The following is a 26,677-nucleotide window of genomic DNA, read 5'->3' on the forward strand; positions in this document are numbered from 1 at the left end:
GTTGTCTGATGTCCGGCTAGTGTAAAAGAAAAGCCGCGACTCCGCTTGCGGCCCCCAGCGAGAGATATAGGTGAGATTTCGGGCTGTAATCTGCTGAATAAAACTGCGCGGATTTGGGGACACTTGCAGGTCAACTGGCTGGTATTGCGCCGGCCCCTTTCTCTGTCCAGAACAAGATCATGCACCAGCAAGCAAACGCCTCCCTCATCCTGCTGCAAAAAGCCCTGGCCCTGCATCAAAAGGGCGATCTGGCCCCCGCCGAAGAGCTCTACAAGAAGGTCCTGGTCAAGCTTCCTGATCATTTTGAGGCCAATTACCTCTACGGCATGCTCAAGCTCCATCAGGAGGACTGGGAGGCGGCCGAAGCCCAGCTGGCGCATGCCATCGAACTCAATCCCGATCACCGCGACACCTATTTCGACCATGCCGGTGCGCTGGTCCACCTGGGCCGCGATGCCGAAGCCGTACAGCGCTACGACGAGATCCTGGCGCAGACGCCGGACTTCGCCGACGCGCTGCTGGCACGCGGCACTGCCCTGCGCCGCCTCAAACGAAGCCGCGATGCCCTGGCCGACATCGAACGCGCAGCCGCATTGACGCCGGACAACCCCGATGCCTGGTTCCAGCTGGGCAACCTCCAGCACGAGTTCTACGGCTATCGCGATGCACGCGCCAGCTATGAGCGCGCCGTCGCCCTGCGCCCCGATTTCATCGAAGCCTGGTTCAACCTGGGCAATACCTGCAAGGACAGCTACCAGTTCGACGAGGCCCTGCGCGCCTACGACCACGCGCTGGAGGTGCAGCCGGACTTCTTCGAGGCTCAGTCCAACCGCGGCTTCGTGCTATTCAAGATGCAGCGCCCGATGGAAGCGCTGGAAGCCTACGACCGCGCCATGGCGCTGGACGACAGCTCGCCGGACCTGTGGTTCAACCGCGGCTCGACGCTGGAACAGCTGTATCGCTTCAGCGAAGCCACCGAGTGCTACCGCCGCGCCCGCGAGCTCAAGCCCGATGCCAGCTCCGCCGCCTGGAACGATGCCCTGCTGAAACTGCGCCAGGGCGACTTCGCCAATGGCTGGCCCGCCTACGAGTCGCGCTGGGCGACCGAACAGATGCGCACGCAGGTCCGCCAATTCCTGCAGCCGCTCTGGCTGGGGCAGCAATCCCTGCAGGACAAGACCATCCTGATCCACGCCGAACAAGGCTTTGGCGACACCCTGCAATTCGTGCGCTACCTGCCCCAAGTGGCCGCTCTCGGGGCACGCGTGATCCTGGAAGTGCCACCGGCGCTGGTCCGCCTGCTGGCCAAAGTGCCGGGCGCGGCCCAGGTCATCAGCAGCGACCAGTTCATGCGTCCCGGTTTCGACTATCACTGCCCGCTGATGAGCCTGCCGCTGGCCTGCAAGTCCTTCAGCGAAGCCGACATTCCGCGCGCCCCCTATCTGCTGCCCGATGCCGACGCCTGGGCCACCTGGCTGCAGCGCCTGCCGCGCAACCGCGCCATGCGCGTCGGCCTGGTCTGGGCCGGCAGCTCGGCCCAGACGCATCCGGATGCAGTACGCATCGACGGCGAGCGCTCCCTGCCCTTCGAGGCGCTGGCTCCCGTGGTGGAACTGGCGCAGGAGCACGCACAGCTGGAATTCTATTCCGTCCAGGTTGGCGAGACCGCGGTGGCCCAGCTGCGCAACCATCCGCTGGCCAGCCATGTGCGCGATTGTTCTGCGGAATTGCAGGACTTTGCCGACACCTCCGGGCTGATCGCCAATCTCGACCTGCTCATCAGCGTCGACACCTCGGTCTGCCATCTGGCCGGAGCCCTGGGCAAGCCGGTGTGGCTGCTCAATCGCGCCAACACCTGCTGGCGCTGGCAGCTGGAACGCAGCGATACGCCCTGGTATCCGGGCATGCACCTGTTCCGCCAGAAGCAGACCGGCGACTGGAGCGAGGTCGTCGCCGAAGTGCGCAACGCGCTGCTACAACAGTTGGCCTGATGCTGTTACCATGCGCGCCGATGCGGATGAGCAGCTCATCCGCCGGAACCTGGCGCGCCGCTTCGCCTCATACCCTGTAACGCATCCGCACCAGGATCCGCCCGAACTCCATTGCAATTCGACAGGCGGCACGGCCACGCGCCCTGCCGCCTGTTGGTATGAAGAAAACAAGGACAAGACGATGCACGCCCCCACTCCCTCTTCGAGCAAGCCGCCCCACGCCGGCGGTCCGCGCCTGCTGGCCGACATCGGCGGCACCAATGCCCGTTTCGCGCTGGAAACTTCACCGGGCCATATAGAGCAAGTGCAGGTCCTGCGCGGTGCCGACTATCCGCAATTCACCGATGCCGTGCAGGCCTACCTCCAGCTGGCTGGCCAACCCGCCGTGAAACACGCGGTGGTGGCCATCGCCAATCCGGTGCAAGGCGACCAGATCAAGATGACCAACCACGACTGGGCCTTCTCCATTGAAGCGGCACGCCAGTTGCTGGGCTTTGACCTGCTGCTGGTGGTCAATGACTTCACGGCGCTGTCGATGGCCGTGCCGCAATTGCGCGCCGATGAATTGCAGCAGATCGGTGGCGGCACACCCAGGGCGGGCCAGCCGGTCGGCCTGGTTGGTGCCGGCACGGGATTAGGCGTGGGCGGGCTGGTGCGCGGCGATGGCCACTGGCTGCCGCTGGCCAGCGAAGGTGGCCACGTTGCCTTCGCTCCGGCCAATGCGCGTGAAGCGGCCGTGCTGGCCTACGCCTGGCAATTCCATGAACACGTCTCGGCTGAACGCCTGGTCTCGGGCCCCGGCCTCGAATTCATCCATCGCGCCCTGCTGGCCATCAATGGCCATCCCGCCGCCGAACTGAAGGCCGCCGAGATCGTGGACGGCGCACTCAAACAAGGCGATGCAGTGTGCATGGAAACGCTGGACCTGTTCTGCAGCATGCTCGGTACCGTCGCGGCCGACCTGGCGCTGACGCTGGGCGCGCTTGGCGGCATCTATATTGGTGGCGGGGTGGTACCGCACCTGGGCGAGTACTTCGCCCGCTCGCCCTTCCGCGCACGCTTCGAGAACAAGGGCCGCATGTCGGTGCTGACCAAGGCCATTCCGACCTATGTGATCACGGCGGAATATCCGGCCTTCACGGGTGTGTCGGCGATCCTGGCTGACCGGCTGGATCCGCACGAGTAATCAAAGGCAAGGCCGGGAGGTTTTGCGGGAGGCTGATGCGGCAAGTTCGCGTCAGCCTTTTTTCATGGCATCGCGCAATGACGATACGGCAGGGACAACATCGGAAGAGGTAAAACGAGAGGGAAGACCTGTCGGAACAACCGAAGAAGAAACAGAAGAGAGATAAGAGGCGAGCCTTGTCTGCGGCACTTGCGGGAAATGGCTGTGGCTGCTTCGTTCCCGACCTGACCAGGTTGACCATGCCACAATGCGCAGGGGCCCGCCGGGGTGCATTGTATCCCAGATCACACACTGGCCGCCAGAGAAATCATTGCAGTGCATCAGAAAGTGAAAAGCCGCGCCAATTGATTGAACAATTTACGCGGCTTTTTGCCTGAAGCTTCACTTCGGCGATGGGCGCATCCAACGGCGTGTGCACCCTGCCCGCTCAGATACCCAGGTCCTGCCAGATGGCATCGACACGTTTCTTCACATCGTCGCTCATCACGATGGGTGTACCCCATTCCCGGCTGGTTTCACCCGGCCACTTGTTGGTGGCATCGATGCCCATCTTGCTGCCCAGGCCGCTGATGGGCGAGGCGAAGTCCAGGTAATCGATGGGGGTGTTGTCCACCATGACGGTATCGCGCACCGGGTCCACGCGGGTGGTGATGGCCCAGATCACTTCCTTCCAGTCGCGGATATCGACATCCTCATCGACCACCACGATGAACTTGGTGTACATGAACTGGCGCAGGAAACTCCACACCCCGAACATCACCCGCTTGGCGTGGCCGGCGTAAGATTTCTTCATCTGCACCACCGCCATGCGATAGCTGCATCCCTCCGGCGGCAGGTAGAAATCGGTGATTTCGGCGAACTGCTTCTGCAGCAGCGGGACGAAAACTTCATTCAACGCCACACCCAGCACGGCCGGCTCATCGGGCGGTTTGCCGGTATAGGTGGAGTGATAGATGGCATCGCGCCGCATGGTGATGCGGTCGATGGTGAAGACCGGGAACCAGTCCTGCTCATTGTAGTAACCGGTGTGATCGCCATACGGACCTTCCAGCGCATGCTCGAATCCCGACGCGTGTTTTTCATCCGGATAGATATGCCCTTCCAGCACGATCTCGGCCGAGGCCGGCACGCGCAAATCGCTGCCCATGGCCTTGACCAGCTCGGTACGGCTGCCGCGCAGCAGGCCGGCGAACTGGTATTCGGAGAGGCTGTCCGGCACCGGCGTGACTGCACCTAATATAGTGGCGGGATCGGCACCCAAGGCCACGGCGATCGGATAGGGCTTGCCGGGGTTGGCAATGCAGTGCTCACGGAAGTCCAGCGCACCGCCGCGATGGGCCAGCCAGCGCATGATGACCTTGTTCGGCCCCAGCACCTGCTGGCGATAGATGCCCAGGTTCTGGCGCTTCTTGTTCGGGCCCTTGGTGATGACCAGGCCCCAGGTGATGAGCGGTGCGACGTCGCCCGGCCAGCAGTGCTGGATCGGCAGGCGCGACAGGTCCACCTCCTTGCCTTCCCACACCACATCCTGGCAAGGAGCGGAGCCGCGTTCCTTGGGGGCCATGTCCCACAGCGACTTCACCAGCCCGCCCAGATCCAGCACATCCTTGATGCCCTTGGGCGGCTCCGGCTCCTTCAGGCGCGCCAGCAGATGGCCGATGCGGCGCAGTTCGCTGATGCTGTCGGCCCCCATTCCCAGGGCCACACGATGAGGTGTACCGAAAAGATTCGCTAACACCGGGATATTTTTCTTGTCGACCTGCTCAAAAAGGAGCGCCGGACCTTCCGCACGGAGGGTGCGGTCGGCGATTTCGGTCATCTCCAAATGCGACGACACCGGGTGCGAGACACGCTTGAGCTCACCTTTTTGTTGCAACTGAGAAATAAAATCGCGTAAATCAGTGTATTTCATACTTTTTAACAAATTTCTTTTTGCATCACAGCCGGCTCAAGTAACCCCGGCAAACGCTTGATTCTATTGATTTTTGAAGGAAGGCCACGCGCAATATGATACACAAAAGTTATAAAGAACTATTTTCATAGTATTGACTCGATATAAAGTGGCTTCTACAATGCGCCCACTCTAAACCGAAGAGGTGAGCCGTGGGCTCGTAGAGGCTTGATCGAAAACAGTCGAGCCAAGCAAGGTATCCAGGGATCCGGGGTCCCAGCAACTCAAGAAGTGTGTCCAGGGCGTCAGCCCTACCCCCCGAAACATGCCATCCGACGGCAGGGCCAGCAGGCCTCGCGGATGGCCTTGCCGTAACGCCTTGCGACGGTAACGTAATAGATTGCAGCGACGACAGTTCAGCCGTTTGGTCTTCACTTCTTGGCCAGGCGCGCCCTGTTTTTGCCGCAATAACGCAGGAGGTTCAATGTCCAACCAAGCTTCCGAGGCGCCTTTAGCGGGCACCTCGCAGATGGTTCGCCGCGTGGATTTCCGGAATCTCTCCGGGAACCCGCGCATTGCTCAATTTTTCGGCATCGCCCATCGTCTGCTGACGATTCTGGGTATCGCCGCGCTGTTCGTACTGGGCCTGATGTTCTTCAACCCCGACCTGGCCGACAAGCTGATCAGCATGTCGCCCTTCTCGGATGCTGCTGAAGAGGTCGCGGAAGCCGACGCTCCCGCCGCTCCGGCGCTGGCTGACCTGATGGCACCCACCGCACCGGTCGCTACCGTGAGCGCCCTGGCGGGCGCAGCAGCTGCCAGCTCGGTGCAGCAGGCGACGGCACCCGCACCCGCCCAGGCCCTGTCGCCTGAGGAACGCCAGTTGATCGGCAATCCGCGCCAGCAGAAGCTGGTGACCAACTGGCTGGCCAAGCGCTATCGCGTAGCCAGCGATGCTGCTGACATGCTGGTGTCGGCGGCTTACCTGACGGCGCGCGACATCAAGCTCGATCCGCTGCTGATCCTCTCGGTGATCGCCATCGAATCGCGCTTCAATCCCTTCGCCGAAAGCCCGATGGGTGCGCAGGGCCTGATGCAGGTGATGTCCAAGGTGCACCACGACAAATTCCAGGAACTGGGCGGCATCAAGGCGGCCCTCAATCCGGTGGCCAACATCCGTGTCGGTTCGCAGATCCTGAAGGAATATGTCACCCGTGGCGGTTCGGTGGAAGCCGGCCTGAAGAGCTACGTGGGTGCGGCTGACATGGCCAATGATGGCGGCTATGGCATCAAGGTGCTGTCCGAATACCAGAACCTGAAGCAAGTGGCGATGGGCAAGAACGTCTCCATCTACACCACGGCCACCGTCAAGCTGCCGCCGGCCTCGGGTGTGTCGGCCAGCGCCGATCAGCCGAAGCCAACGGCCAACAACGTAGCCTCGGCGGCCAAGCCCAAGACGGAAGAACAACTCGCTGCCCTGTAAGTAATATGGTTTATGCAGATCGGCGTGTTGCGATGTGAATATTACCGGTATTCAGAACGCATGAAAAAAGGAGCCCTCGGGCTCCTTTTTTTGCGTCTTCTCGTTCCGTGCTTCAGGCCGCCTTGCGACGTCCGTCGAAGAACACACGCAGACGCGCTACGGCTTCCTGCAGCTTTTCCATCGAGGTCGCATAGGACAGGCGGATGTAGCGGCGCGCCGTGAAGGGCCCGAAATCCAGCCCCGGCACCAGCACCACACCGGCCTCGTTGAGCATGTCCAGGCTGAGCTGGTCGGCATCGTCGGACAGCGCGCTGCAATCAGCATAAACATAGAAGGCACCGTCGGGAACGACCGGTACCGTGAAGCCCAGGCTTTCCAGCGCCGGCACGATGTAGTCGCGACGGCGCTTGAACTCGGCCTTGCGTTCTTCGTAGATGGCCAGGGTCTCGGGCGTAAAGCAAGCCACGGCGGCATGCTGGGCAATCGAGGATGCACAGATCAGCAGGTTCTGCGCCAGCTTCTCGACCTGCGGCACCAGGGCCGGCGGCAGCACCAGCCAACCCAGGCGCCAGCCGGTCATGTTGAAATACTTGGAGAAGCTGTTGATGACCACCACGTCCTCGCCCAGCGACAGCGCCGAGAACGGCGCACCTTCATAGGACAAGCCCTGGTAGATCTCATCGACGATGGTAAAGCCGCCGCGCTGGCGTACTTCGCCCAGGATTGCGCGCAACTCATCAGGTTCGATGGACGTGCCGGTGGGATTGGAAGGCGAAGCCAGCAGCACGCCGCGCGTCTTGTCACCCCAGTGCTCGCGCACCATCTGCGCCGACAGCTGGAAGCGATGTTCCGGCCCGCTGGCGATGAGCTTGGCGCGTCCCTCGAAGGCCGCCACGAAATGGCGGTTGCAGGGATAGCTGGGGTCGGGCATCAGGACTTCGCTGTCGCGCTCCACCAGCGCGGCACAGGCCAGCAACAGCGCGGCGGAGGCCCCGGCGGTGATGACGATGCGTTCCGGCGCGATCTCCAAGCCGTAGACGCTGCGATAGTGCTGCGAGATGGCCGTACGCAGGGCCGGCAGGCCGGTGGCCGAGGTGTACTGCATCTTGCCTTCGGCCATGGCGCGGGTAGCGGCCTCGACCACGGCGGGCGGCGCGGTGAAATCGGGCTCGCCGATGCCCATGTGGATCAGGTCACGTCCCTGCTGGGCCAGGATATCGGCCTTCTTGGACAATTCCATCACATGGAAGGGAGCGATGTGCTGCAAACGTGAAGCAAGCTGGTTCAGGTTCATGCGCTAATTCCAGACAACATGGGCAAAAAAAGACAAGACGGCGACCGCCTCTGCGATGCCGTCCAAAAAACGAGCAAAGCGCCGGCGCGGAGCCGGTCAGCGGCGACCGGCCGCTTCCACTTCGGTGGCGCGTGCCTGGGCCGCGAAACGGTCCAGCACGCCGTTGACGTACTTGTGGCCATCGATGCCGCCGAAGGACTTGGTCAGTTCAACGGCTTCGTTGATGACCACCTTGTAGGGGATCTCGATGTGGTTCTGCAGCTCGTAAGCACCGATCAGCAGCGCGGCGTGTTCCACCGGCGACAGCTCCTTGATGGGACGGTCGATCAGTGGCTCCAGCGCTGCACGCAGCTTTTCGGCGTCACGGATGGCACCGGTGAGCAGAGTATCGAAGTGTTCGGCGTCGGCCTTGTCGAAACCGTGGGCTTCGCGGATGTGGGCTTCGATGGCACCCGCGTCCTCGTGGTTGAGCAGCCACTGGTACAAGCCCTGCAACGCGAACTCGCGCGCGCGGTGGCGCGGGGTGCGGTTCTTGTTCGAATTGGCGTGTGGAGTTTTGTTCGACATGATGAATGCGGCCTGAGCCTTGGATAACTGAAACAAATGAATGCGAGTGCCGGCGCGGGCCGGCGGGGGCGGCAGCGGGATGTGCATCCCGCCACTGCCCGTGAATTATTCTTCTTCGGTGGCCTGGCCGAGTTCTTCCAGCACGATGGACAGGTTGGCCATCTCCACCGCCACGCGGGCCGCGTCAGCGCCCTTCTCGGCCATGCGGACTTCGGCTTGCTCGTCGTTCTCGGTGGTCAGCACGGCGTTGGCGATGGGCAGGCCGAAATCCAGTCCGATGCGGGTGATGCCGGCACCGGATTCGTTGGAGACCAGCTCGAAGTGATAGGTCTCACCGCGAATGACGGCACCCAGGGCGATCAGGGCGTCAAACTGTTCGGTCTCGGCCATCTTCTGCAGCGCCAGCGGGATTTCCAGGGCCCCCGGCACGGTCACGTGCAGGATGTCCTCGTCGGCCACGCCGAGGTGCTTCAGCTCAGCCAGGCAGGCGGCCAGCAGGCCGTGGCAGACGTCTTCGTTGAAGCGCGCCTGGACAATACCGATGCGCAAGCTCTCGCCATTGAAGTCTGGTTCATAGGTTCCGATGGTCATGGCTGTTCCTTCTTGATAGGTTGACTTGCGTAATTCTTAATATCTGGGGCTGGACGCTCACGCGCCTTCGCGCGCCTGGTAACCAGTCACTTCCAGCTGGAAGCCGGTCATCGACGGCATCTTGCGCGGGCTGGCCAGCAGCTTCATCTTGCACACGCCGAGATCCCTCAGGATCTGCGCGCCGATACCATAGGTGCGCAGGTCCATGCGGTCGGCGCGGCTGGGCTTGGCGGCCTCGGGCGTGCCGACCTTGTTGAGTGCGCCGAACTGGTCGAACATCTGCTGCGCCGATTCTTCACAGTTGAGCAGCACGATCACGCCGGACTCGGCTTCCTGCACCGCCTTCATGGCGGCGGCCAGGTTCCACGAGTGAGTGGTCACGCCGGCTTCGAGCAGGTCCAGGATGGAGACCGGCTGGTGCACGCGCACCAGGGTTTCGCGGCCGGGCTGGATGTCGCCACGCACCAGCGCCAGGTGCGCACCGCCCGAGGGGGTGTCGCGGTAGGCGATGGCCTTGAAGCTGCCGTGGGCAGTCTGCATCTCGCGCTCGGCCACGCGCTCGATGATGCTTTCGTTTCGGCTGCGGTAATGGATCAGGTCGGCGATGGTACCGATCTTCAGATTGTGTTTTTCGGCGAACTCCAGCAGGTCCGGCAGGCGCGCCATGGTGCCGTCATCCTTCAGAATCTCGCAGATCACGGAAGCAGGCGTCAGGCCGGCCATGGCAGTGAGGTCGCAACCAGCTTCGGTGTGGCCGGCGCGCATCAGCACCCCGCCCTTTTGCGCGCGCAGCGGGAAGATGTGGCCCGGCTGCACCAGATCAGACGGCTTGGCGCCCTTGGAGGCGGCTACCTGGATGGTGCGCGCGCGGTCGGCGGCGGAGATGCCGGTGGTCACGCCTTCGGCGGCCTCGATGGAGACGGTGAAATTGGTACCGTAGGGCGTGCCGTTGCGAGTGGCCATCAGCGGCAGGTCGAGCTGGTCCACGTGTTCTTCGGTCAGCGTCAGGCAGACCAGGCCACGCGCATGCGTGACCATGAAATTGATGGCTTCGGGCGTGACGAAGTCGGTGGCCAGCACCAGGTCTCCTTCGTTTTCGCGGTCTTCTTCATCGACCAGAATCACCATGCGGCCGGCACGGAGTTCGGCGACGATTTCTTCGGTTGTAGCAAGTGGCATGTTCGCGCTCTTTTCCCAATTGGAACCCGCTATTTTAAAGGATTGCGGGCCTCTTCCGCTGGCCAATTACGCCAATCCGGCGATTCAGGCCATTCAACCGATTTGCGCCGCCTGGGCCGCCTGCGTGCGTTGCAGCGCTTCCAGCAACAGAGCCGGGTCGCCCAGGGCCAGGCGCTTGGAATCCGACAAGGTCTGGCGGAAAGCACGCGCACCGGGCATGCCCGCCAGCAGGCCCAGCATGTGCCGGGTGATGCTGTTCAAGCGCAGGCCGCGGCCATTGTCGCCGTGCAATTCCAGCTGGCGCTTGATGTAGGGCAACATGGCCTCGATCACCTCGGCCCGGCTGGGCTGGCGGCCGCCGTCCAGATCACCGTAGTAGCGGGCATCGAAGGTCGCCATCAGATAGGGGTTGTGATACGCCTCGCGGCCCAGCATGACGCCGTCCACATGCTTCAAATGCTCATCGATCTCGGGCAGGGTCTTTATACCGCCGTTGATGAGGATTTCCAGCTCCGGGAAATCCTGCTTCAGCTGATAGGCGTAGTGATACTTCAGCGGCGGGATTTCGCGATTTTCCTTGGGACTCAGGCCCTTCAGGATGGCATTGCGGGCATGCACGATGAAGGTCTTGCAGCCGGCCTCGGCGATCTGGCCGACGAAATCGCGCACGAAGTCATAGGATTGCACGTCATCGATGCCGATGCGGTGCTTCACGGTCACGTCGATGGAGACCGCATCCTTCATGGCTTTGACGCAATCGGCCACCAGCGTGGGCTCGCCCATCAGGCAGGCGCCGAAAGCCCCCTTCTGGACGCGCTCGGACGGGCAGCCGCAGTTCAGGTTGATCTCGTCATAGCCCCATTGCTCGCCCAGTTTGGCGCTGTGCGCCAGGTCGGACGGCTCGCTGCCGCCCAGCTGCAGGGCGACCGGATGTTCCTGCTCGTCGAAATCCAGATGGCGCGGCACATCCCCATGCAGCAGCGCACCGGTGGTGACCATCTCGGTATACAGCCAGGTGTGGCGGGTGATCTGGCGATGGAAGACGCGGCAGTGGCGGTCGGTCCAGTCCATCATCGGAGCGACCGACAGCGTACGCGGAGGCAGGGCTTTCTTCATAAAAAGACGAAATGCTTCATTCAAGGTTCTGGGATGCGCACCGGAAAGCGGATGGCAGGTGGCTATGCGGCGCAGGAGACGAAGGAAGGTTCACATCCCCCTCCTGGCGCCCGGGATCAGCCGCAGCGGCAAATAGAAAGCCCGCAAGGCTTGCGCATTGCGGGCTGGTGTCCCCTCTATCCTCTTCGAGATAGGATTTTTCGTACAACGGACACGATTCTGCACCACAATCCGGCAGCCGTCATTTCGCAATGCACAAAAACAGCGCATCACAAACGATCTTGGACAAACGTTCATCTCACACACCGGTGAACGGAAGCAAACAGCTTCATTCCCCCCGCCAGGCAGGCCTGACACCCACAGCAGCAAGGCTTCGCGCCGAGCGGCAAAAAAAAAGCCCACAACCGAAGTTGCGGGCTTGAATCCAATTCTTTAGGAGGAAATTGGAGGAGACAGGTGTAACTATATGGCAGTGCATCATGGCTGTCTGCTTTTTTATGCTGATATCAGTTATTCACCAACCAGATATCACCGCCAGCCCAGCCTGCCATTTCCCGCTGTCCACTACTGGCAGTCCATTCACGGACTGCCCTTCCCTGCTAACGAATCAAATGGATTCTTCGCGCGACGCCTTCTTGCGCTCGTGTTCCTTCAGGTGACGCTTGCGCAGGCGGATGCTCTTCGGGGTCACTTCGACCAGTTCGTCGTCTTCGATGAATTCCACCGCGTATTCCAGCGACAGTTCGATCGGCGGCACCAGGCGCACCGCTTCATCGGTACCGGAAGCGCGCACGTTGGTCAGCTGCTTGCCCTTGATCGGGTTCACGACCAGGTCGTTGTCACGCGAGTGGATACCGATGATCATGCCTTCATACACCGGGTCGTTGTGGCTGACGAACATGCGGCCGCGATCCTGCAGCTTCCACAGTGCGTAGGCCACGGCCGCGCCGTCGTCCTGGGAGATCAGCACGCCGTTGCGACGGCCGGCCAGTTCGCCCTTGGTGGTATCGACCGGCTTGTAGTCGTCGAAGACGTGGCTCATCAGGCCGGTGCCGCGGGTCAGGGTCATGAATTCACCCTGGAAGCCGATCAGGCCACGCGCCGGGATGTGGTATTCTAGGCGCACACGGCCCTTGCCGTCCGGTTCCATGTTCTGCAGGTCGCCACGGCGGCGGCCCAGTTCTTCCATGACGCCACCCTGGTGGGTTTCTTCGACGTCGACGGTCAGGTTTTCGTACGGCTCTTCGCGCACGCCGTCGACCATGCGGAACACCACGCGCGGACGCGAGACGGCCAGCTCGAAGCCTTCACGGCGCATGTTTTCGATCAGAATGGTGAGGTGCAATTCACCACGGCCCGACACTTCGTAGGTCGAGTCGTCGTTCTCGGCCTGCACCACGCGCAGGGCCATGTTGGACTTCAGTTCCTTTTCCAGGCGGTCGCGGATCTGGCGGGTGGTGACGAACTTGCCTTCGCGACCAGCCAGCGGCGAGGTGTTGACCATGAAGTTCATGGTCAGGGTCGGTTCGTCGACCTTCAGCATCGGCAGGCCGTTGGGGGCATCCGGCGCACAGATGGTGGAGCCGATGCCGATTTCTTCGATACCGTTGATCAGCACGATGTCGCCAGCCAGCGCTTCATCGACCAGCACGCGTTCCAGGCCCTTGAAGGTCAGCACCTGGTTGATGCGGGCCTTGGTCGGCTTGTCTTCCGGACCATTCATCCACACCACGTCCTGACCGCCCTTGACGCGGCCAGCCAGGATACGGCCGACGCCGATCTTGCCGACGTAGGAGGAGTACTCCAGCGAGGTGATCTGCAGTTGCAGCGGTGCGTCCGGGTCATCCTTGCGGGCCGGGACGTACTTCAGGATGGCGTCGAACAGCGGCTCCATGTTGCCTTCGCGCGTTTCCGGATCCAGGCTGGCGTAGCCGTTCAGGCCCGAGGCGTAGATCACGGGGAAGTCCAGCTGCTCTTCGGTGGCGCCCAGCTTGTCGAACAGTTCGAAGGTGGCGTTGATGGCCCACTCGGCGCGTGCGCCCGGACGGTCGATCTTGTTCAGGACGACGATGGGCTTCAGGCCCAGGGCCAGTGCCTTGCGGGTCACGAAGCGGGTCTGCGGCATCGGGCCTTCCTGCGCATCCACCAGCAGCAGCACCGAGTCCACCATCGACAGCACGCGCTCGACCTCACCGCCGAAGTCGGCGTGGCCCGGGGTGTCGACGATGTTGATGTGGGTGCCCTTGTATTCCACCGCGCAGTTCTTCGACAGGATGGTGATGCCGCGTTCCTTTTCGATGTCGTTGGAGTCCATCACGCGGTTGTCCACTTGCTGGTTGTCGCGGAAGGTGCCGGACTGACGCAGCAGCTGGTCCACCAGGGTGGTCTTGCCGTGGTCAACGTGGGCGATGATGGCGATGTTGCGAATTGCGCGGATATTGTTTGACATGGTGAATGTGGTTGGGAATGCCGAATCTCGGGAGGCGCGCATTATAGCATGTTGCGACGCATGAACTTTGGAAAAACCTGTGTTATCAACGGCTTGCCGAGCCTTGCGGGCTACCCCGCAAGGCTCGGCTGCGAGCCGTTTGACGCTATCTGTCCTCAGGCGGTGGACACCAGCCTTTCGGGGGCCAGGATGGCGTATTCCTGCAACAGTCCGGTGCCCAGCAAGGCGGCGTCCGAACTGCGATAAACGCGGACGCGGCCGCTCTGCTCCGGCACCGCCACGCCTTCCTTGCCCAGCGGCAAGCGCTGGCCGTGCAGGAAGCGGCGCGCCAGTTCATCGCTGAGCTGCACCGCCGGGAAGCTGCGCAAGAGGCCGTCCACCGGCAGCAGCAAGGCCTTGCGGGCCTCCAGCTCAGCGGCGGCGTCGAAGGTCTCCAGCGTGACTGCGCCATCGAGCGTGAGAGCGCCGACTCCAGTGCGTCTCAGGGCATTGAGGTGCGCCCCACAGCCCAGTACTTCGCCAATATCTTCACCCAGCACGCGGATATATGTCCCTTTGCTGCAAGTGACGCGGATGCGCAGCATGGGGGCTTGATAGTCCAGCAGTTCCAGGGCGTGGATGGTGACGTTACGGGCTTCGCGCTCCAGCGTGATGCCGGCGCGCGCATATTCGTACAAGGGCTTGCCGTCGCGCTTCAAGGCCGAGTGCATGGGCGGCACCTGGCTGATGGGGCCACGGAACTGCGCCAGCGCGCCTTCGATCTGCGCCACGCTGACCTCAGCGGCGCGCTCGCTGATGACCTGGCCTTCGGTGTCGCCGGTATCGGTGCGCACGCCCAGGTGGACCAGGGCCTCGTAAGTCTTGTCGGCTTCCAGCAAGTCCTGCGAGAACTTGGTGGCTTCGCCGAAGCACAGCGGCAACAGGCCGGTGGCGAACGGGTCCAGGGTACCGGTGTGACCCGCCTTGGGCGCATTGAGCATGCGCTTGGCGCGGATCAGGGCGTCGTTGGAGGACAAGCCGACCGGCTTGTCCAGCAACAGCACGCCATGCACCGGCACGCGCGGCGCACGCGGCGTGCGCGCCTGCTGGCCACGCTTGGCGCGCGGCTGCGGCGGTTCAGGGGAAGCGGAACCAATGTCCGCCGTCGTATCGTCGGCCATGAAATGCAAGACCGGCCCACGCCCCGCTGAAGGGAAACGCAGACCGGCGTGAAAAGTGTGAAGAAAACTGCAATGCAACGGGAAAAGAACCGCCCGTCATCAAGCCTCGTCGTCCGAATCCTTGGCGCGGGTGGCGTTGGCTTCGTCGATCAGGCGCGACATTTCAATGCCGCGTGCGGTCGAGTTGTCGTGCACGAAATGCAGTTCCGGCAGGGTGTGGATGGTCAGCCTGCGGCCCAGCTGGGTACGAAGGTAACCGCCCGCCTTGCGCAGGCCGGCCAGGGTGTTCTTGATCGCGTCCGGGTTGTCCACCAGCGTGGTGAAGAAGACCTTGGCGTGCGCGTAGTCCGGGGTGACCTGCACTTCGGTAATGGTGATCATGCCCACCCGCGGATCCTTCAGCTCGAAGGCGATCAACTCCGACAGGTCGCGCTGGATCTGGTCGGCGACGCGCAAGCCGCGTCCGGGAATGGATTTGCTGTGTTTTGCCATGCTTTAAAAAAACAATCCGCCGAGGGCGTGGCGGGAGGATTCCCGCGTTGCTGCGACGGATCTTGCCAGTGAAGCCGGCGCATCGCGAACGATACGCCGGCGTATTGCATTACAGGGTACGGGCGACTTCCTGGACTTCGAAGATTTCGAGCTGATCGCCCACTTCGATGTCGTTGTAGCCCTTGAGCGAGAGACCGCACTCGAAGCCCGACTTGACTTCCTTGACGTCGTCCTTGAAGCGCTTGAGCGAATCCAGTTCGCCGGTCCACACCACCACGTTGTTGCGCAGCAGGCGCACTTGCGAGCCACGCTTGACCAGGCCTTCGAGCACGTAGCAGCCGGCGATCGAGCCGACCTTGCTGACCACGAACACCTGGCGGATTTCCACCAGGCCCAGCGCCTGTTCGCGCTTTTCCGGGGACAGCATGCCCGACATCGCGGCCTTCACCTCGTCCACCGCATCATAGATGATGTTGTAGTAACGGATGTCCACGCCAGCGGCTTCGGCCAGCTTGCGCGCCGAGGCATCGGCACGGGTGTTGAAGCCGATGATGACGGCCTTCGAAGCGACGGCCAGGTTGACGTCGTTTTCGCTGATGCCACCCACTGCAGCGTGCACCACCTGGACGCGCACTTCGGCGGTCGACAGCTTCTGCAGCGACTGCACCAGGGCTTCCTGGGAACCTTGCACGTCGGTCTTGATGATCATCGGCAGGTTCTTGACCTCGCCTTCGGTCATCTGGTCGAACATGTTTTCCAGCTTGGCGGCCTGTTGCTTGGCCAGCTTCACGTCGCGGAACTTGCCCTGGCGGAACAGGCCGATTTCGCGCGCCTTGCGCTCGTCGGTCATGACCACCACTTCTTCACCGGCGGAGGGCACTTCGGTCAGGCCCTGGATTTCCACCGGCAGGGACGGGCCTGCCTCGGCGATGTTCTTGCCGTTTTCGTCCAGCATCGCACGCACACGGCCATAGGCCGAACCGGCCAGCACGACGTCGCCGCGCTTCAGGGTACCGGACTGCACCAGAATCGTGGCGACCGGGCCGCGGCCCTTGTCCAGCTTGGCTTCAATCACCAGACCACGAGCCGGCACATCCACCGGCGCCTTCAGTTCCAGCACTTCGGCTTGCAGCAGGACGTTTTCCAGCAGCGAGTCGATGCCTTCGCCGGTCTTGGCGGAGACGGGGATGAACGGGGCATCGCCACCGTATTCTTCCGGCACCACTTCTTCGGCGATCAGTTCCTGCTTGACGCGGTCGGGATTGGCACCCGGCTTGTCGATCTTGTTGATGGCCACCACCAGCGGTACACCGCCGGCCTTGGCGTGGGCAATCGCTTCCTTGGTCTGGGGCATGACGCCGTCGTCGGCAGCCACCACCAGAATCACGATGTCGGTGGCCTTGGCACCACGGGCACGCATGGCGGTGAACGCCTCGTGGCCCGGGGTATCCAGGAAGGTAATCATGCCGCGCGGGGTTTCCACGTGGTAGGCACCGATGTGCTGGGTAATGCCACCGGCTTCACCCGAGGCCACCTTGGTGCGGCGGATGTAATCCAGCAGCGAGGTCTTGCCGTGGTCGACGTGACCCATGACGGTGACCACCGGTGCGCGCGGGGTGGCTTCGGCGTCGGCGTGTTCTTCGCCTTCGACCAGCAGCGCTTCCGGATCGTCCAGCTTGGCGGCGTGGGCGCGGTGGCCCATTTCTTCCACCACGATCATCGCGGTTTCCTGGTCCAGCACCTGGTTGATGGTGACCATCTGGCCCAGCTTCATCAGGTGCTTGATGACTTCGGAGGCCTTGACCGCCATCTTGTGGGCCACTTCGGCCACGGTGATGGTTTCGGGCACGTAGACATCGTGCACCACCGCTTCGGTGGGCACCTGGAAGTTGCTTTCACGCTGGTCATCGCCATGCGAGTGACGACGGCCCTTGGGGCCGGCACGCCAGCCGTCACGGCCGCCACCACCGGTGGCGCCACGCGACTTCATGCCGCCGGCACCACGCTTCTTGGCATCATCCTGCCAGGTGGAGGAGACATTGGCCGACTTGATCGACTTCTTGTCTGCGGCCACGGCGGGCTTCTTGTCATCCTTCTTTTCACCCGGCTTGGCCGCGGTGGCCGGCTTGTGCAGCGTGCCTTCCGAGGTCTTGGCCGGGGCCGCTGCAGGTTCCGGTGCCTTGATGACGCGACGCGGCGCATTCATCATTGCCTTGATCTGGGCCACTTCGTCTTCCACGGCCTTGCGCGCACGGTCAGCGGCGGCGGCACGGTCAGCGGCTTCCTTGGCGGCAGCTTCTGCCTTTTTCTTCGCTTCTTCAGCAGCAGCGCGCTTCTTTTCTTCCGCAGCCGGATCCACGGCGGGGGCCGGTGCGGCAGCCGCAGCGGGCGCCTTCGCGCTGGCCGCAGCAGCAGCCTTGGCCTTCTCGGCTTCGGCCGCCGCAGCGGCGGCTTCAGCAGCCTGGCGCTTGGCTTCGGCTTCGGCTTCTTCGCGGGCACGTTGCTGTTCCAGCTCGGCAGCCTTGGCCTGGGCGGCGCGTTCGGCCTCCAGCTGGGCCAGACGTTCTTGCTGGGCCTTCAGTTCAGCCTGACGGCGAGCCTCTTCCTGCTCACGTTCCTGCGCTTCGATGGCCGGGTCGCGCTGAGGGGCCGCAGCACGCGCTGCGGACTCGTCGGCACCGGGCTCGTCACGCTTGATGAAGGTGCGCTTCTTGCGCACTTCCACCTGGATCGTGCGCGATTTGCCGGTTGCATCGGCCTGCTTGATCTCGGTGGTTTCCTTGCGGGTCAGCGTGATCTTCTTCTTCTCGCCTTCCGGCGCGGCTCCGCGCGAACGGCGCAGGTGTTCAAGCAGGCGGTCCTTGTCTTCCTTCGACAGGGAGTCGGATGCAGAGCTCTTCTCGACACCGGCCGAACGCAGCTGGGTCAGCAGCAGGTCAGCGGGCATCTTAAGCTCGGTGGCAAATTGGGCAACGTTGTTACTCGCCATTCAGTCCTCTTTTCTATGTGGCTCGGCAGATGATGTGGAGACGCTCCGCTTCTCAGCGGCCTTCGACTGCGCTCCATGCCTTGGCCTGCAGGGCCTTGGCGCGCTCATCGTATTTGGAATCGATGAGCTTCATTTCATCGTCGGTCACATCTTCAAATGCATTTTCAATCAGTTGGCGCGCGCGCTCGGAAGGCAGGGCCAGGATCGCGCCGAATTCGTCATAAGCCAGGCCGGCGAAGGCCGGCAGCGTCTTCACGCCTGCCAGGCCCAGCTTGCCGGCCAGCACACGGTCCAGGCCTTCGAAGTTGATCAGTTCCTCTTCCATGCCTTCCAGGCCTTCTTCGGAGGCGATCGCTTCGGTCACCAGGGCGTCGCGGGCGCGGTTGCGCAGCTCATTGACGGTCTCTTCGTCGAACGATTCGATCTCCAGCATCTCGGTGATCGGCACGTAGGCGATTTCTTCCAGGGTCGAGAAACCTTCCTCGACCAGGATGTCGGCCACTTCCTGGTCAACATCGAGCTTTTCCATGAACAGCGTACGGATCAGCGCGGTCTCGGCCGCCGACTTGTCGGCCGATTCCTCGGCCGTCATGATATTGATCTGCCAGCGGGTCAGCTCGGCTGCCAGACGCACGTTCTGGCCGCCGCGGCCGATGGCGATGGCGAGGTTTTCTTCATCCACCACCACATCCATGGCGTGCTTTTCTTCATCGACCACGATGGAGGTCACATTGGCAGGGGCCAGCGCGCCGATGACGAACTGCGCCGGGTCTTCCGACCACAGCACGATGTCCACGCGCTCGCCGCCCAGCTCACCGGTGACGGCCTGGACGCGCGAACCGCGCATGCCCACGCAGGTACCGATGGGGTCGATGCGCTTGTCGGCGGTATAGACCGCGATCTTGGCACGCACGCCCGGGTCACGGGCAGCCGACTTGATTTCCAGCGAGCCTTGTTCGATTTCCGGCACTTCCAGCTCGAACAGCTTCATGATGAATTCCGGCGCGGTACGCGACAGGATCACCTGCGGGCCACGGGCACCGCGGTCCACGCGCAGGATGTAGGCACGCACGCGGTCGCCGATACGCAGGTTTTCCTTGGGGATCATCTGGTCGCGCGGCAGGCGGGCTTCGATCTTGCCGGATTCGATGATGGCATCACCGCGCTCCATGCGCTTGATGGTGCCGGTCACCAGGGCATCGCCACGGGCCAGGAAGTCAGCCAGGATCTGTTCGCGCTCGGCGTCGCGGATGCGCTGCAGGACGACCTGCTTGGTGTCTTGCGCGAAACGGCGGCCGAATTCGACGGACTCGATCGGATCTTCGATGTATTCGTCGACTTCGATATCGGGGAATTGATCCTTGGCTTCGAACAGCAGCACTTCCTGGTCAGGCAATTGCAGACCGGCTTCGTCGGGCACCACGTGCCAGCGGCGGAAGGATTCGAACTCGCCGCTTTCGCGATCGATCGAGACGCGAATGTCGACCTCGCCTTCATAGCGCTTCTTGGTAGCCTGCGCAAGCGCATGCTCCAATGCGCCGAAGACGACTTCCTTATCGACGTTCTTTTCGCGCGCCAGCGCATCGACCAACAACAAAATTTCGCGACTCATCCTTTGCGACTCCTAAAATCGACCTGCGGCACCAGGTGTGCCTTATCCACATCGGCCAGCGTGAAATTCAACACGGCAGCCGACCCATCGTTTGCTTCAAATTCCAATACCAGTTCCTCGCCTTCCGGCTCGCGCAGCACGCCTTCATAGGTCTTGCGGTTGGACGTGCCGGGCAGCGGCACGCGCAACTTGACGACGGCTTCGCAATCCACGAAACGCACGAAGTCAGTGAACTTCTTCAGGGGGCGGTCCAGCCCGGGCGAGGAGACTTCCAGGCGTTCATACAGCACGTTTTCCACGGTGAAGACGTGCAGCAACTGATGCGTCGCCTTCTCGCAATCCTCGACAGTGATCGAACGCGCTTCTTCTGCTTCAGGGTCGAACGGGAAATCGATGAAGACGCGCACCAGACCGCGCGGCGCCTTCTCGAACTCAACCAGTTCGTAGCCCAGGCCCGCGAGGGTGGATTCGATCAGTTCCAGCAATTGCAAGACTATTTCTCCATCAGGATGCCGCCTGGCCAGCGAGGGTAGACGGACATCTAAAATTGATCAGCAAAAAAAAAATGGGCATCTGCCCATCTTTTGTTATCCCACGCAACGCGAGATCACACATCACGCGAACCACCGACCTTCCATCCATCATGGCGCAGGCGGATCTATCAATGATTTATCACATATGCGATTCGCGGCGGGTTGCGTTTAACTAACACATTATAACCGATTCAGCTATTCACAGCAAATCCGGAATGATGTCAATTGTGATCGCAGCGACAAAAACGTTCATAAAAAACGTCATTGGTGCATTTCACGCGCCGCTGGCCTTGCGAGGGAGACCTTGCTCATCAGCAGCATTGCTGACGAGCAAGGAAAAGCCTCAGCGACCGCCGCGACGGCGATTCATGCCCGGCAGGCCGCCCAGCATATAGTTCGCAGCGGTGTTGCCACCGCGTTGCGGGCGATTGCCGCGCCGCTGGTTGCCGGCATCCGGGAAGCCCAGTGCGGTCTGCAGCGGATCCGGCTGGCGGCTCTTGGGCTGGCCACCCTTGTTGCCACCGCCATAGCCACCACCATTACCGTAGTTGCCGCCATTCCCCCCGTTGCCGCCCTGGCCGAAGCTGCCACCTTGGCGCCCCTTCTGCGGCCCCTTGTTCTGCATGCCGTTGCCGCGCGGACCATTGCCCTGGCCACGGCTGGCCTGGCCGGCGTTGCCGCCGTTGCCGGACTTGGCTTCCCCGGCCTGCTTTTCCAGACCACAGGCGGCCATCAGGTTGCGCACGGCGTTTTCTTCCAGCTCTTCCCAGCGGCCACGCTTCAAGGTCTGCGGCAGGGTCATGGCACCGTAGCGGGTACGGATCAGGCGCGACACGGTCAGGCCGACCGCTTCAAACATGCGGCGCACTTCACGGTTGCGGCCTTCGCCGATGGTCACGCGATACCACTTGTTCACACCTTCGCCACCGCCATCGGCAATGCGCGAGAACTGGGCCGGACCGTCATCAAGCTCCACGCCCGACAGCAGCTTCTGGCGCATGCCTTCTTCCAGCTCGCCCAGGGTACGCACGGCGTATTCACGCTCGATGTTGTAGCGCGGGTGCATCAGGCGGTTGGCCAGGTCACCGGAGGTGGTGAACAGCAGCAGGCCTTCGGTATTGAAGTCCAGGCGGCCCACGGCCAGCCACTTGCCGGCCTTCATGGTCGGCAGGCGGTCGAACACCGAGCTGCGGCCTTCCGGGTCGGCATGGCTGACGATCTCGCCCGAAGGCTTGTGATAGACCAGCACGCGCGGCGGGCGCTTGCTCACCTTGCGCTGGATCAGCTTGCCGTTGATGCGCACGGCATCGGTAGGCAGGATGCGCTGACCGATGTGGGCCGGCTCGCCGTTGACCGAAACGCGGCCAGCGACGATCAGCTCTTCCATGTCGCGGCGCGAACCCAGGCCGGCGTCAGCCAGCACCTTATGCAGCTTGGGGGCATCGTCCTCGGCGGTCAGGTCGCGGCGGCCGTTCTTGCCGCGCATCTGGTGCGGCTGGCGGCCACCGGCCTTGGCGCCTTCGTCGCGGTCGTACGCTTCGGAGGTCACGTAGGAGAAGATGTCATCGACCGGTTCGGCCGAGCGCAGGCCCAGTTGCGGGGCCTTGGGCTTCTTGCCGTTCTTCTCGAAATTCTTTTTGCCTTGCTGCCCGGGCTGGCCATTGTTCTTGCCGAACTGGCCGCGCGGCTGGCGCTCAACGGCGGCAACAGGAGCGGCATCGCCCTCGTGCTTGCCATGTGCAGGGGCAGCATCACCGCCTCCGGCCGCAGCGCGCTGGGCAGCGCGGTTGTTGCGCAGGGCACGCGGACCGCGCACGCCACGGCGGGCGGGCTTGGCGCGATTCGGATCAACGGGCGCATCCAGCAGGACCGGCGGCGCAACCACTTCTTCACCAACGGTGACAATGACCTTGGGCAACTCAGGCGCAACCGGTGCAGGCTCAGCCGCCTCGGGTGCTGCAGCCTTGGGCTTGGCAGCGCGCTTGGGCTTGGCCGGAGCGGCCGGTGCAGGCTCCATGGCCAGGCTCATCTGGGCGGGTGCGTCGGAGGCCGGGGCGTCTGCCGCATCGGCCTTCTTGGCACGCGGCTTGGTGGCGCGCGGCTTCTTTTCGGGAGCGGGTGCGGACTCGGCGACGGCGGCTGCCGGGGCCGGGGCAGCTTCATCGGCGGCGGCTTTCTTCGCACGCGGCGCACGCTTCTTCGGCGCAGCCTCGTCAGCGGCCGCTTGCGGCGCGGATGCGACTGCCTCGGCCGGCGCGGCGCTGGCCGCAGGCTTGCGGGTGCGCTTTTTCACCGGCTTGTCGGATGCGGCGGCATCGGCCGCGGCCAGGTCGACCTGGGTCTCGTCTTTGGAACTAGTTGGCTTCATTCTTCGAATCTGGATGTGGCGGACGCGCGTCATCTTCCCGCTGATCGGCCCGCTCGGTGGTGTCGTTGTGCTCGCCTGCCGCTTCGCCGGCGGCTTCGGTGGCGTCCGTGCCAGTTACGGCAACGTCTTGCTCAAAAGGTTCTTGCGCTTCTGGGGAAGCGTCTTCACTGCCTGCAGCACGCTCTTCCCCGGCGGCGGCTGCTTCGATATCGGTCTGCTGGAGCTCCTCTGTGGCGAGCTCTCGGGCCACGGGCGTTTCAAGGTCGTCAGCAGGATTACCCTGTGCCGGCACCTCTGCCTCGGCGGCTTCAGTTGTTGCAATTGCGTCAGTTGCTTCTGCCGTGGCAGCAGATTCGGCCGCTGCGGCCTCGCCTGCTTCCTCAGCGTCGCCGCCGATCAGATCTTCGCCCACGCCCTCTTCCTGCTCCGCTTCGGCCAGGGCCGCCACGCCGCCTTCCAGCGCCTGCAATTCCAGCAGCGCGCCCTGGGCGGCAGCTTCGCCGCTGACCTGCTGCAGCGGCGGCAATTCTTCCAGCGAACTCAGGCCCAGGTCATCCAGGAACTTGCGGGTCGTGGCAAACAGCGCCGGCCGGCCCGGTACGTCGCGATGGCCGATCGATTCGATCCAGCCCCGGTCTTCCAGCATGCGAATGGTCTGGGTATTGACCGCCACACCGCGAATCTCCTCGATGTCACCGCGCGTGACCGGCTGGCGGTAGGCGATGATGGCCAGCGTTTCCAGCGTGGCCCGGGTGTATTTCGGCGGCTTTTCCGGATTCAGGCGCTCCAGGTAGACCTTCATCTCCTTGCGGCTCTGGAAGCGCCAGCCGGTCGACAGGCTGACCACTTCCACCCCCTTGTCGGCCCATTCGGTGCGCAGTTCATCGAGCATCTGCCGGATCATCTCGGCATTGATGTCGCTGCTCTCTTCGCTCTCGGGATCGACGTACAGCTTCTTCAGATCATTGATCGACAGGGGCTCATGCGTGCAAAGCAATGCAGTTTCGAGGACTTTCTTGGCCTCAGCAATATTCATGTACCACTCTTGTGCGTCTTGTTGTTAACAAAGTTCGGCTTGCAGCTGGTCTCCGGCGCTACGGCTGCAGCCAGTCCGGCCTGCAGCGAAAGCTGAAACGGGCCAGGTACGGCAAGTCTTGCGCAGTGCTGGATGCGGCGGCGCTGCCTTCCGGTGTTTGGAGATTGAATGAGCTGGAATCTAAGACCCGGGCAAATCGGCGTCGCGGAGGACTCGCGCTTTCGCAAAGCCGTCATGTCGCGGGGTTGCGGACGGCCGACCTGCACCTTTTCAACTACCGGCCTTGCGTCATGGAGCCTTTGTTGGCCGCACAGGCTGCGGCGGTCGGGGCGCAAGGCATCAAAAGTACTGCGCGGAGTGTAGCACAAAGATTTGCGGGGATGCAGCCTGTTGCAGCCTGCGGACAATTATTTGCATGCCTGACCGCTTTGCGCCTGCCGGCTCATCCAGGCGGTGAAATCCTCTACCGCCATGGGCTTGCCGAAGAAATAACCCTGCACTTCGTCACATGCATTTTCCTTCAGGAAAGCATGTTGCTGCTCATCCTCCACGCCCTCGGCAATGACACGCAAGTTCAGAATATGGGCCAGCGAGATGACGGCTTTGACGATGGCTGCACTGTCGGCATCGCGCGCAATGTCGCGCACGAAGGACTTGTCGATCTTCAGGGCATCCACCGGGAAGCGGCGCAGGTACGAGAGGCTGGAATAGCCAGTTCCGAAATCATCGACAGAAATCTGCAGACCCAGGCGCTTCAGGGCATGCAGGGTAGCCACGCTCTTCTCGGCATCCTTCATGACCACGTTCTCGGTGATTTCCAGCTCCAGGCAGGAGGCCGCCAGGCCGCTCTGCTCCAGCACGCCGGAAACGAATTCCGGCAGGCTCTGGTTCAGCTGCCGTGGCGACAGGTTCACCGCCACAGGGATAGGCGGCAATCCGGCCTCTTGCCAGCGCTTGTTCTGGTGGCAGGCGGTACGCAGCACCCATTCGCCGATCGGCACGATCAGGCCGGCTTCTTCGGCGAAGGGGATGAAGCGGTCGGGCGGCACCATGCCCTGCTCTGGCGACTGCCAGCGGATCAGCGCCTCGGCACCGATCACGCTGCCATCTTTCAAACTCAGCTTGGGCTGGTAATAGAGCTTGAATTCTTCCTGATCCAGCGCGCGCCGCAGATTGATGAGCATCTCCAGGCGATTGCTGACCTGTGTGTCCATCCACGGCGCGAAGAACTGGAAGTTGTTGCGCCCCTGCTCCTTGGCCCGGTACATGGCCGAATCGGCTTGTTTCAGCAAGGTCTCGACATCCTTGCCATCGACCGGATAGCGGCTCACGCCGATGCTGGCCGTGACCTGAAACTCGCGGTCGCCCGCCTGCCAGGGCCGCGCCACGGCGGCCAGGATGCGCTGCATCACCTCGGCGATGCCCAGTTCGCCACCGGTCTGGTTCTGCAGCACCAGCACGAATTCGTCGCCCCCCTGGCGCGCCACCATGTCGGTATCCCGCAGGCAGGCTTGCAGACGCTGCGCCACGGTCTTGAGCAATTCGTCGCCGACCTGATGACCCAGGCTGTCATTGATGAACTTGAACTGGTCAAGATCCACGAATACCACCGCCGTCAGTCCACCCTTCTGCCGCGCCACCTGAATGGCGCGCTGCAGGTGCTCATGCAGCATGTTGCGATTGGGCAATCCGGTCAGCGCATCGTGGGTGGCCTGATGGCGCATTTCGGCTTCATAAAGCTTGCGCTCGGTGATGGCCTCCACGGTACCCTCGTAACAGACCAGCGCGCCGCTGTCGTCATAGACGGCGCGGGCGTTCTCGGAGATCCAGATGATGTCGCCGTCGCGCCGGTACACGCGAGACTCAAAATTGGAGACCGAGCCATGCTGCTCCATCAGGCGCATGAATTCCGTACGGCGCTCCGGTTCGACATACAGCTGGTGGCTGATGTCGCGCAGGCCGACGATCAGGTCTTCCGGCGAGTGATAGCCGTAGATGCGCGCCAGCGCCGGGTTGACCGCGATGTAGGTGCCATCGGGCGTGGTCTGGAACACGCCTTCGATGGCGTTCTCGAAGATGCTGCGATAACGGCGCTCGGCCTCCTGCAGCGCCTGGGCCGCTTCCTTGCGCTCGGTCACGTCCTGCAGGAAGCCTTCCATCGCCTCCACCTTGCCGGCCGCGTTATACAGCCCGACGCCACGCTCCCACACCCAGCGCAGGCTGCCATCGGCGTGGACGATGCGGTATTCGATGTCGATGCGACGCCGCTCGCGCATGCAGGTGTCGATATGGCTGCGCACCAACGCGCGGTCTTCCGGATGGGTCAGTTGCAGGAAGGAGATGCGGCTGTTGAGCAACAGGTCCTCGGGGGCATAGCCGGTCAAGGCATGACAGCCTTCGCTGACGAATTCCAGCGTCCAGTGGGCATCATCGCGGCAGCGGTAGACCATGCCGTCGAGATTGGCCAGCAGCGTCTCCAGCAGGCGCGGCGGGCGCGCCATGGCCAGCACCGCCTGGCTCTGCGCGGCATCCTGGCGGCACAGCGCCCGCGCCGCAGGACGCGAAGAGGAGGAAGAGGCCGCCGATGCGCCTCGTGAAGCAACTGTTTTCATAACGACATCGTGTCTCCGGCCTCGGACAAGCAGGCGCGCTGTGATAGTGGAGTTCATTGATGCACAGGGCAGCGGTTCCCCACGCTGCCTGGCAGGAAGATACGTCAAAGCAATAAGGATGCCACTGC

At 62.8% G+C, this 26,677-nt stretch carries 18 protein-coding genes and 1 other RNA gene; 3 read left to right on the forward strand and 16 right to left on the reverse strand.

The window, feature by feature from the left end:
* Window positions 1–179 precede the first annotated feature (179 nt).
* Both JOD78_RS19820 and JOD78_RS19825 read left to right on the forward strand, forming a co-directional pair.
* Entirely contained in the window at window positions 180–1,991 is a 1,812-nt protein-coding gene (locus JOD78_RS19820) for a tetratricopeptide repeat protein (RefSeq protein ID WP_134136716.1), read from the forward strand.
* Between the two features lie 181 nt (window positions 1,992–2,172).
* Window positions 2,173–3,177 carry a glucokinase gene (locus JOD78_RS19825; RefSeq protein WP_134136714.1) on the forward strand — a complete coding sequence of 335 codons (1,005 nt, stop codon included), beginning with the start codon at window positions 2,173–2,175 and terminating at the stop codon, window positions 3,175–3,177.
* A gap of 165 nt (window positions 3,178–3,342) precedes the next feature.
* Here JOD78_RS19825 and ffs read toward each other — a convergent pair.
* Both ffs and ubiD read right to left on the reverse strand, forming a co-directional pair.
* Window positions 3,343–3,441: signal recognition particle sRNA small type (ffs, locus tag JOD78_RS19830), an RNA gene on the reverse strand.
* Between the two features lie 163 nt (window positions 3,442–3,604).
* Window positions 3,605–5,089: a 4-hydroxy-3-polyprenylbenzoate decarboxylase gene (gene ubiD / locus JOD78_RS19835; protein ID WP_134136713.1), complete on the reverse strand. Its 1,485-nt coding sequence runs from the start codon at window positions 5,087–5,089 to the stop codon at window positions 3,605–3,607.
* 463 nt (window positions 5,090–5,552) lie between these two features.
* Here ubiD and JOD78_RS19840 point away from each other — a divergent pair, with 463 nt between their 5' ends.
* On the forward strand, window positions 5,553–6,551 hold the full coding sequence (locus JOD78_RS19840; protein WP_121043292.1) for a lytic transglycosylase domain-containing protein: 999 nt from the start codon (window positions 5,553–5,555) through the stop codon (window positions 6,549–6,551).
* 112 nt (window positions 6,552–6,663) lie between these two features.
* Here the strand turns inward: JOD78_RS19840 and JOD78_RS19845 are convergent, their stop codons facing one another.
* The 14 genes from JOD78_RS19845 to JOD78_RS19910 form a co-directional block, all read right to left on the reverse strand.
* A complete protein-coding gene (locus tag JOD78_RS19845; RefSeq protein ID WP_034337122.1) occupies window positions 6,664–7,845 on the reverse strand; it encodes a pyridoxal phosphate-dependent aminotransferase in 1,182 nt (393 codons plus the stop codon).
* Between the two features lie 96 nt (window positions 7,846–7,941).
* The gene (gene nusB, locus JOD78_RS19850; protein ID WP_034337125.1) at window positions 7,942–8,412 is read right to left on the reverse strand and encodes a transcription antitermination factor NusB; all 471 of its coding nucleotides are present in this window, start codon (window positions 8,410–8,412) and stop codon (window positions 7,942–7,944) included.
* 105 nt (window positions 8,413–8,517) lie between these two features.
* A complete protein-coding gene (ribH, locus tag JOD78_RS19855; protein WP_006465461.1) occupies window positions 8,518–9,003 on the reverse strand; it encodes a 6,7-dimethyl-8-ribityllumazine synthase in 486 nt (161 codons plus the stop codon).
* Window positions 9,004–9,060: 57 nt separating this feature from the next.
* Window positions 9,061–10,182, reverse strand: coding sequence for a bifunctional 3,4-dihydroxy-2-butanone-4-phosphate synthase/GTP cyclohydrolase II (ribBA, locus tag JOD78_RS19860; RefSeq protein WP_121043295.1), 1,122 nt, complete (start codon window positions 10,180–10,182; stop codon window positions 9,061–9,063).
* 93 nt (window positions 10,183–10,275) lie between these two features.
* Entirely contained in the window at window positions 10,276–11,298 is a 1,023-nt protein-coding gene (gene dusA, locus JOD78_RS19865) for a tRNA dihydrouridine(20/20a) synthase DusA (protein WP_134136711.1), read from the reverse strand.
* Between the two features lie 607 nt (window positions 11,299–11,905).
* Window positions 11,906–13,747 carry a translational GTPase TypA gene (typA, locus tag JOD78_RS19870; RefSeq protein ID WP_008331395.1) on the reverse strand — a complete coding sequence of 614 codons (1,842 nt, stop codon included), beginning with the start codon at window positions 13,745–13,747 and terminating at the stop codon, window positions 11,906–11,908.
* A gap of 155 nt (window positions 13,748–13,902) precedes the next feature.
* A complete protein-coding gene (gene truB, locus JOD78_RS19875) occupies window positions 13,903–14,907 on the reverse strand; it encodes a tRNA pseudouridine(55) synthase TruB (RefSeq protein WP_134136710.1) in 1,005 nt (334 codons plus the stop codon).
* 99 nt (window positions 14,908–15,006) lie between these two features.
* Window positions 15,007–15,399, reverse strand: coding sequence for a 30S ribosome-binding factor RbfA (gene rbfA / locus JOD78_RS19880; protein ID WP_006464329.1), 393 nt, complete (start codon window positions 15,397–15,399; stop codon window positions 15,007–15,009).
* A 109-nt stretch (window positions 15,400–15,508) separates the two neighbouring features.
* Window positions 15,509–18,388: a translation initiation factor IF-2 gene (gene infB / locus JOD78_RS19885; protein WP_121043339.1), complete on the reverse strand. Its 2,880-nt coding sequence runs from the start codon at window positions 18,386–18,388 to the stop codon at window positions 15,509–15,511.
* 52 nt (window positions 18,389–18,440) lie between these two features.
* Window positions 18,441–20,000: a transcription termination factor NusA gene (gene nusA, locus JOD78_RS19890; RefSeq protein WP_088756291.1), complete on the reverse strand. Its 1,560-nt coding sequence runs from the start codon at window positions 19,998–20,000 to the stop codon at window positions 18,441–18,443.
* Complete coding sequence (rimP, locus tag JOD78_RS19895) at window positions 19,997–20,491, reverse strand: ribosome maturation factor RimP (protein ID WP_034334451.1); 495 nt, start codon at window positions 20,489–20,491, stop codon at window positions 19,997–19,999. Before rimP ends, nusA begins: the two co-directional genes overlap by 4 nt.
* Before the next feature lie 385 nt (window positions 20,492–20,876).
* The gene (gene rluB, locus JOD78_RS19900; RefSeq protein ID WP_209567449.1) at window positions 20,877–22,901 is read right to left on the reverse strand and encodes a 23S rRNA pseudouridine(2605) synthase RluB; all 2,025 of its coding nucleotides are present in this window, start codon (window positions 22,899–22,901) and stop codon (window positions 20,877–20,879) included.
* Window positions 22,888–23,937, reverse strand: a complete 1,050-nt coding sequence (gene scpB, locus JOD78_RS19905) for an SMC-Scp complex subunit ScpB (protein WP_121043345.1) — start codon at window positions 23,935–23,937, stop codon at window positions 22,888–22,890. The genes rluB and scpB overlap by 14 nt, the downstream gene beginning before the upstream one ends.
* A 407-nt stretch (window positions 23,938–24,344) precedes the next feature.
* Window positions 24,345–26,438, reverse strand: a complete 2,094-nt coding sequence (locus JOD78_RS19910; protein ID WP_199900304.1) for a bifunctional diguanylate cyclase/phosphodiesterase — start codon at window positions 26,436–26,438, stop codon at window positions 24,345–24,347.
* Window positions 26,439–26,677 lie beyond the last annotated feature (239 nt).

The sequence above is a fragment of the Herbaspirillum sp. 1130 genome (genome assembly GCF_017833835.1).
Lineage (GTDB): Bacteria > Pseudomonadota > Gammaproteobacteria > Burkholderiales > Burkholderiaceae_D > Herbaspirillum > Herbaspirillum huttiense.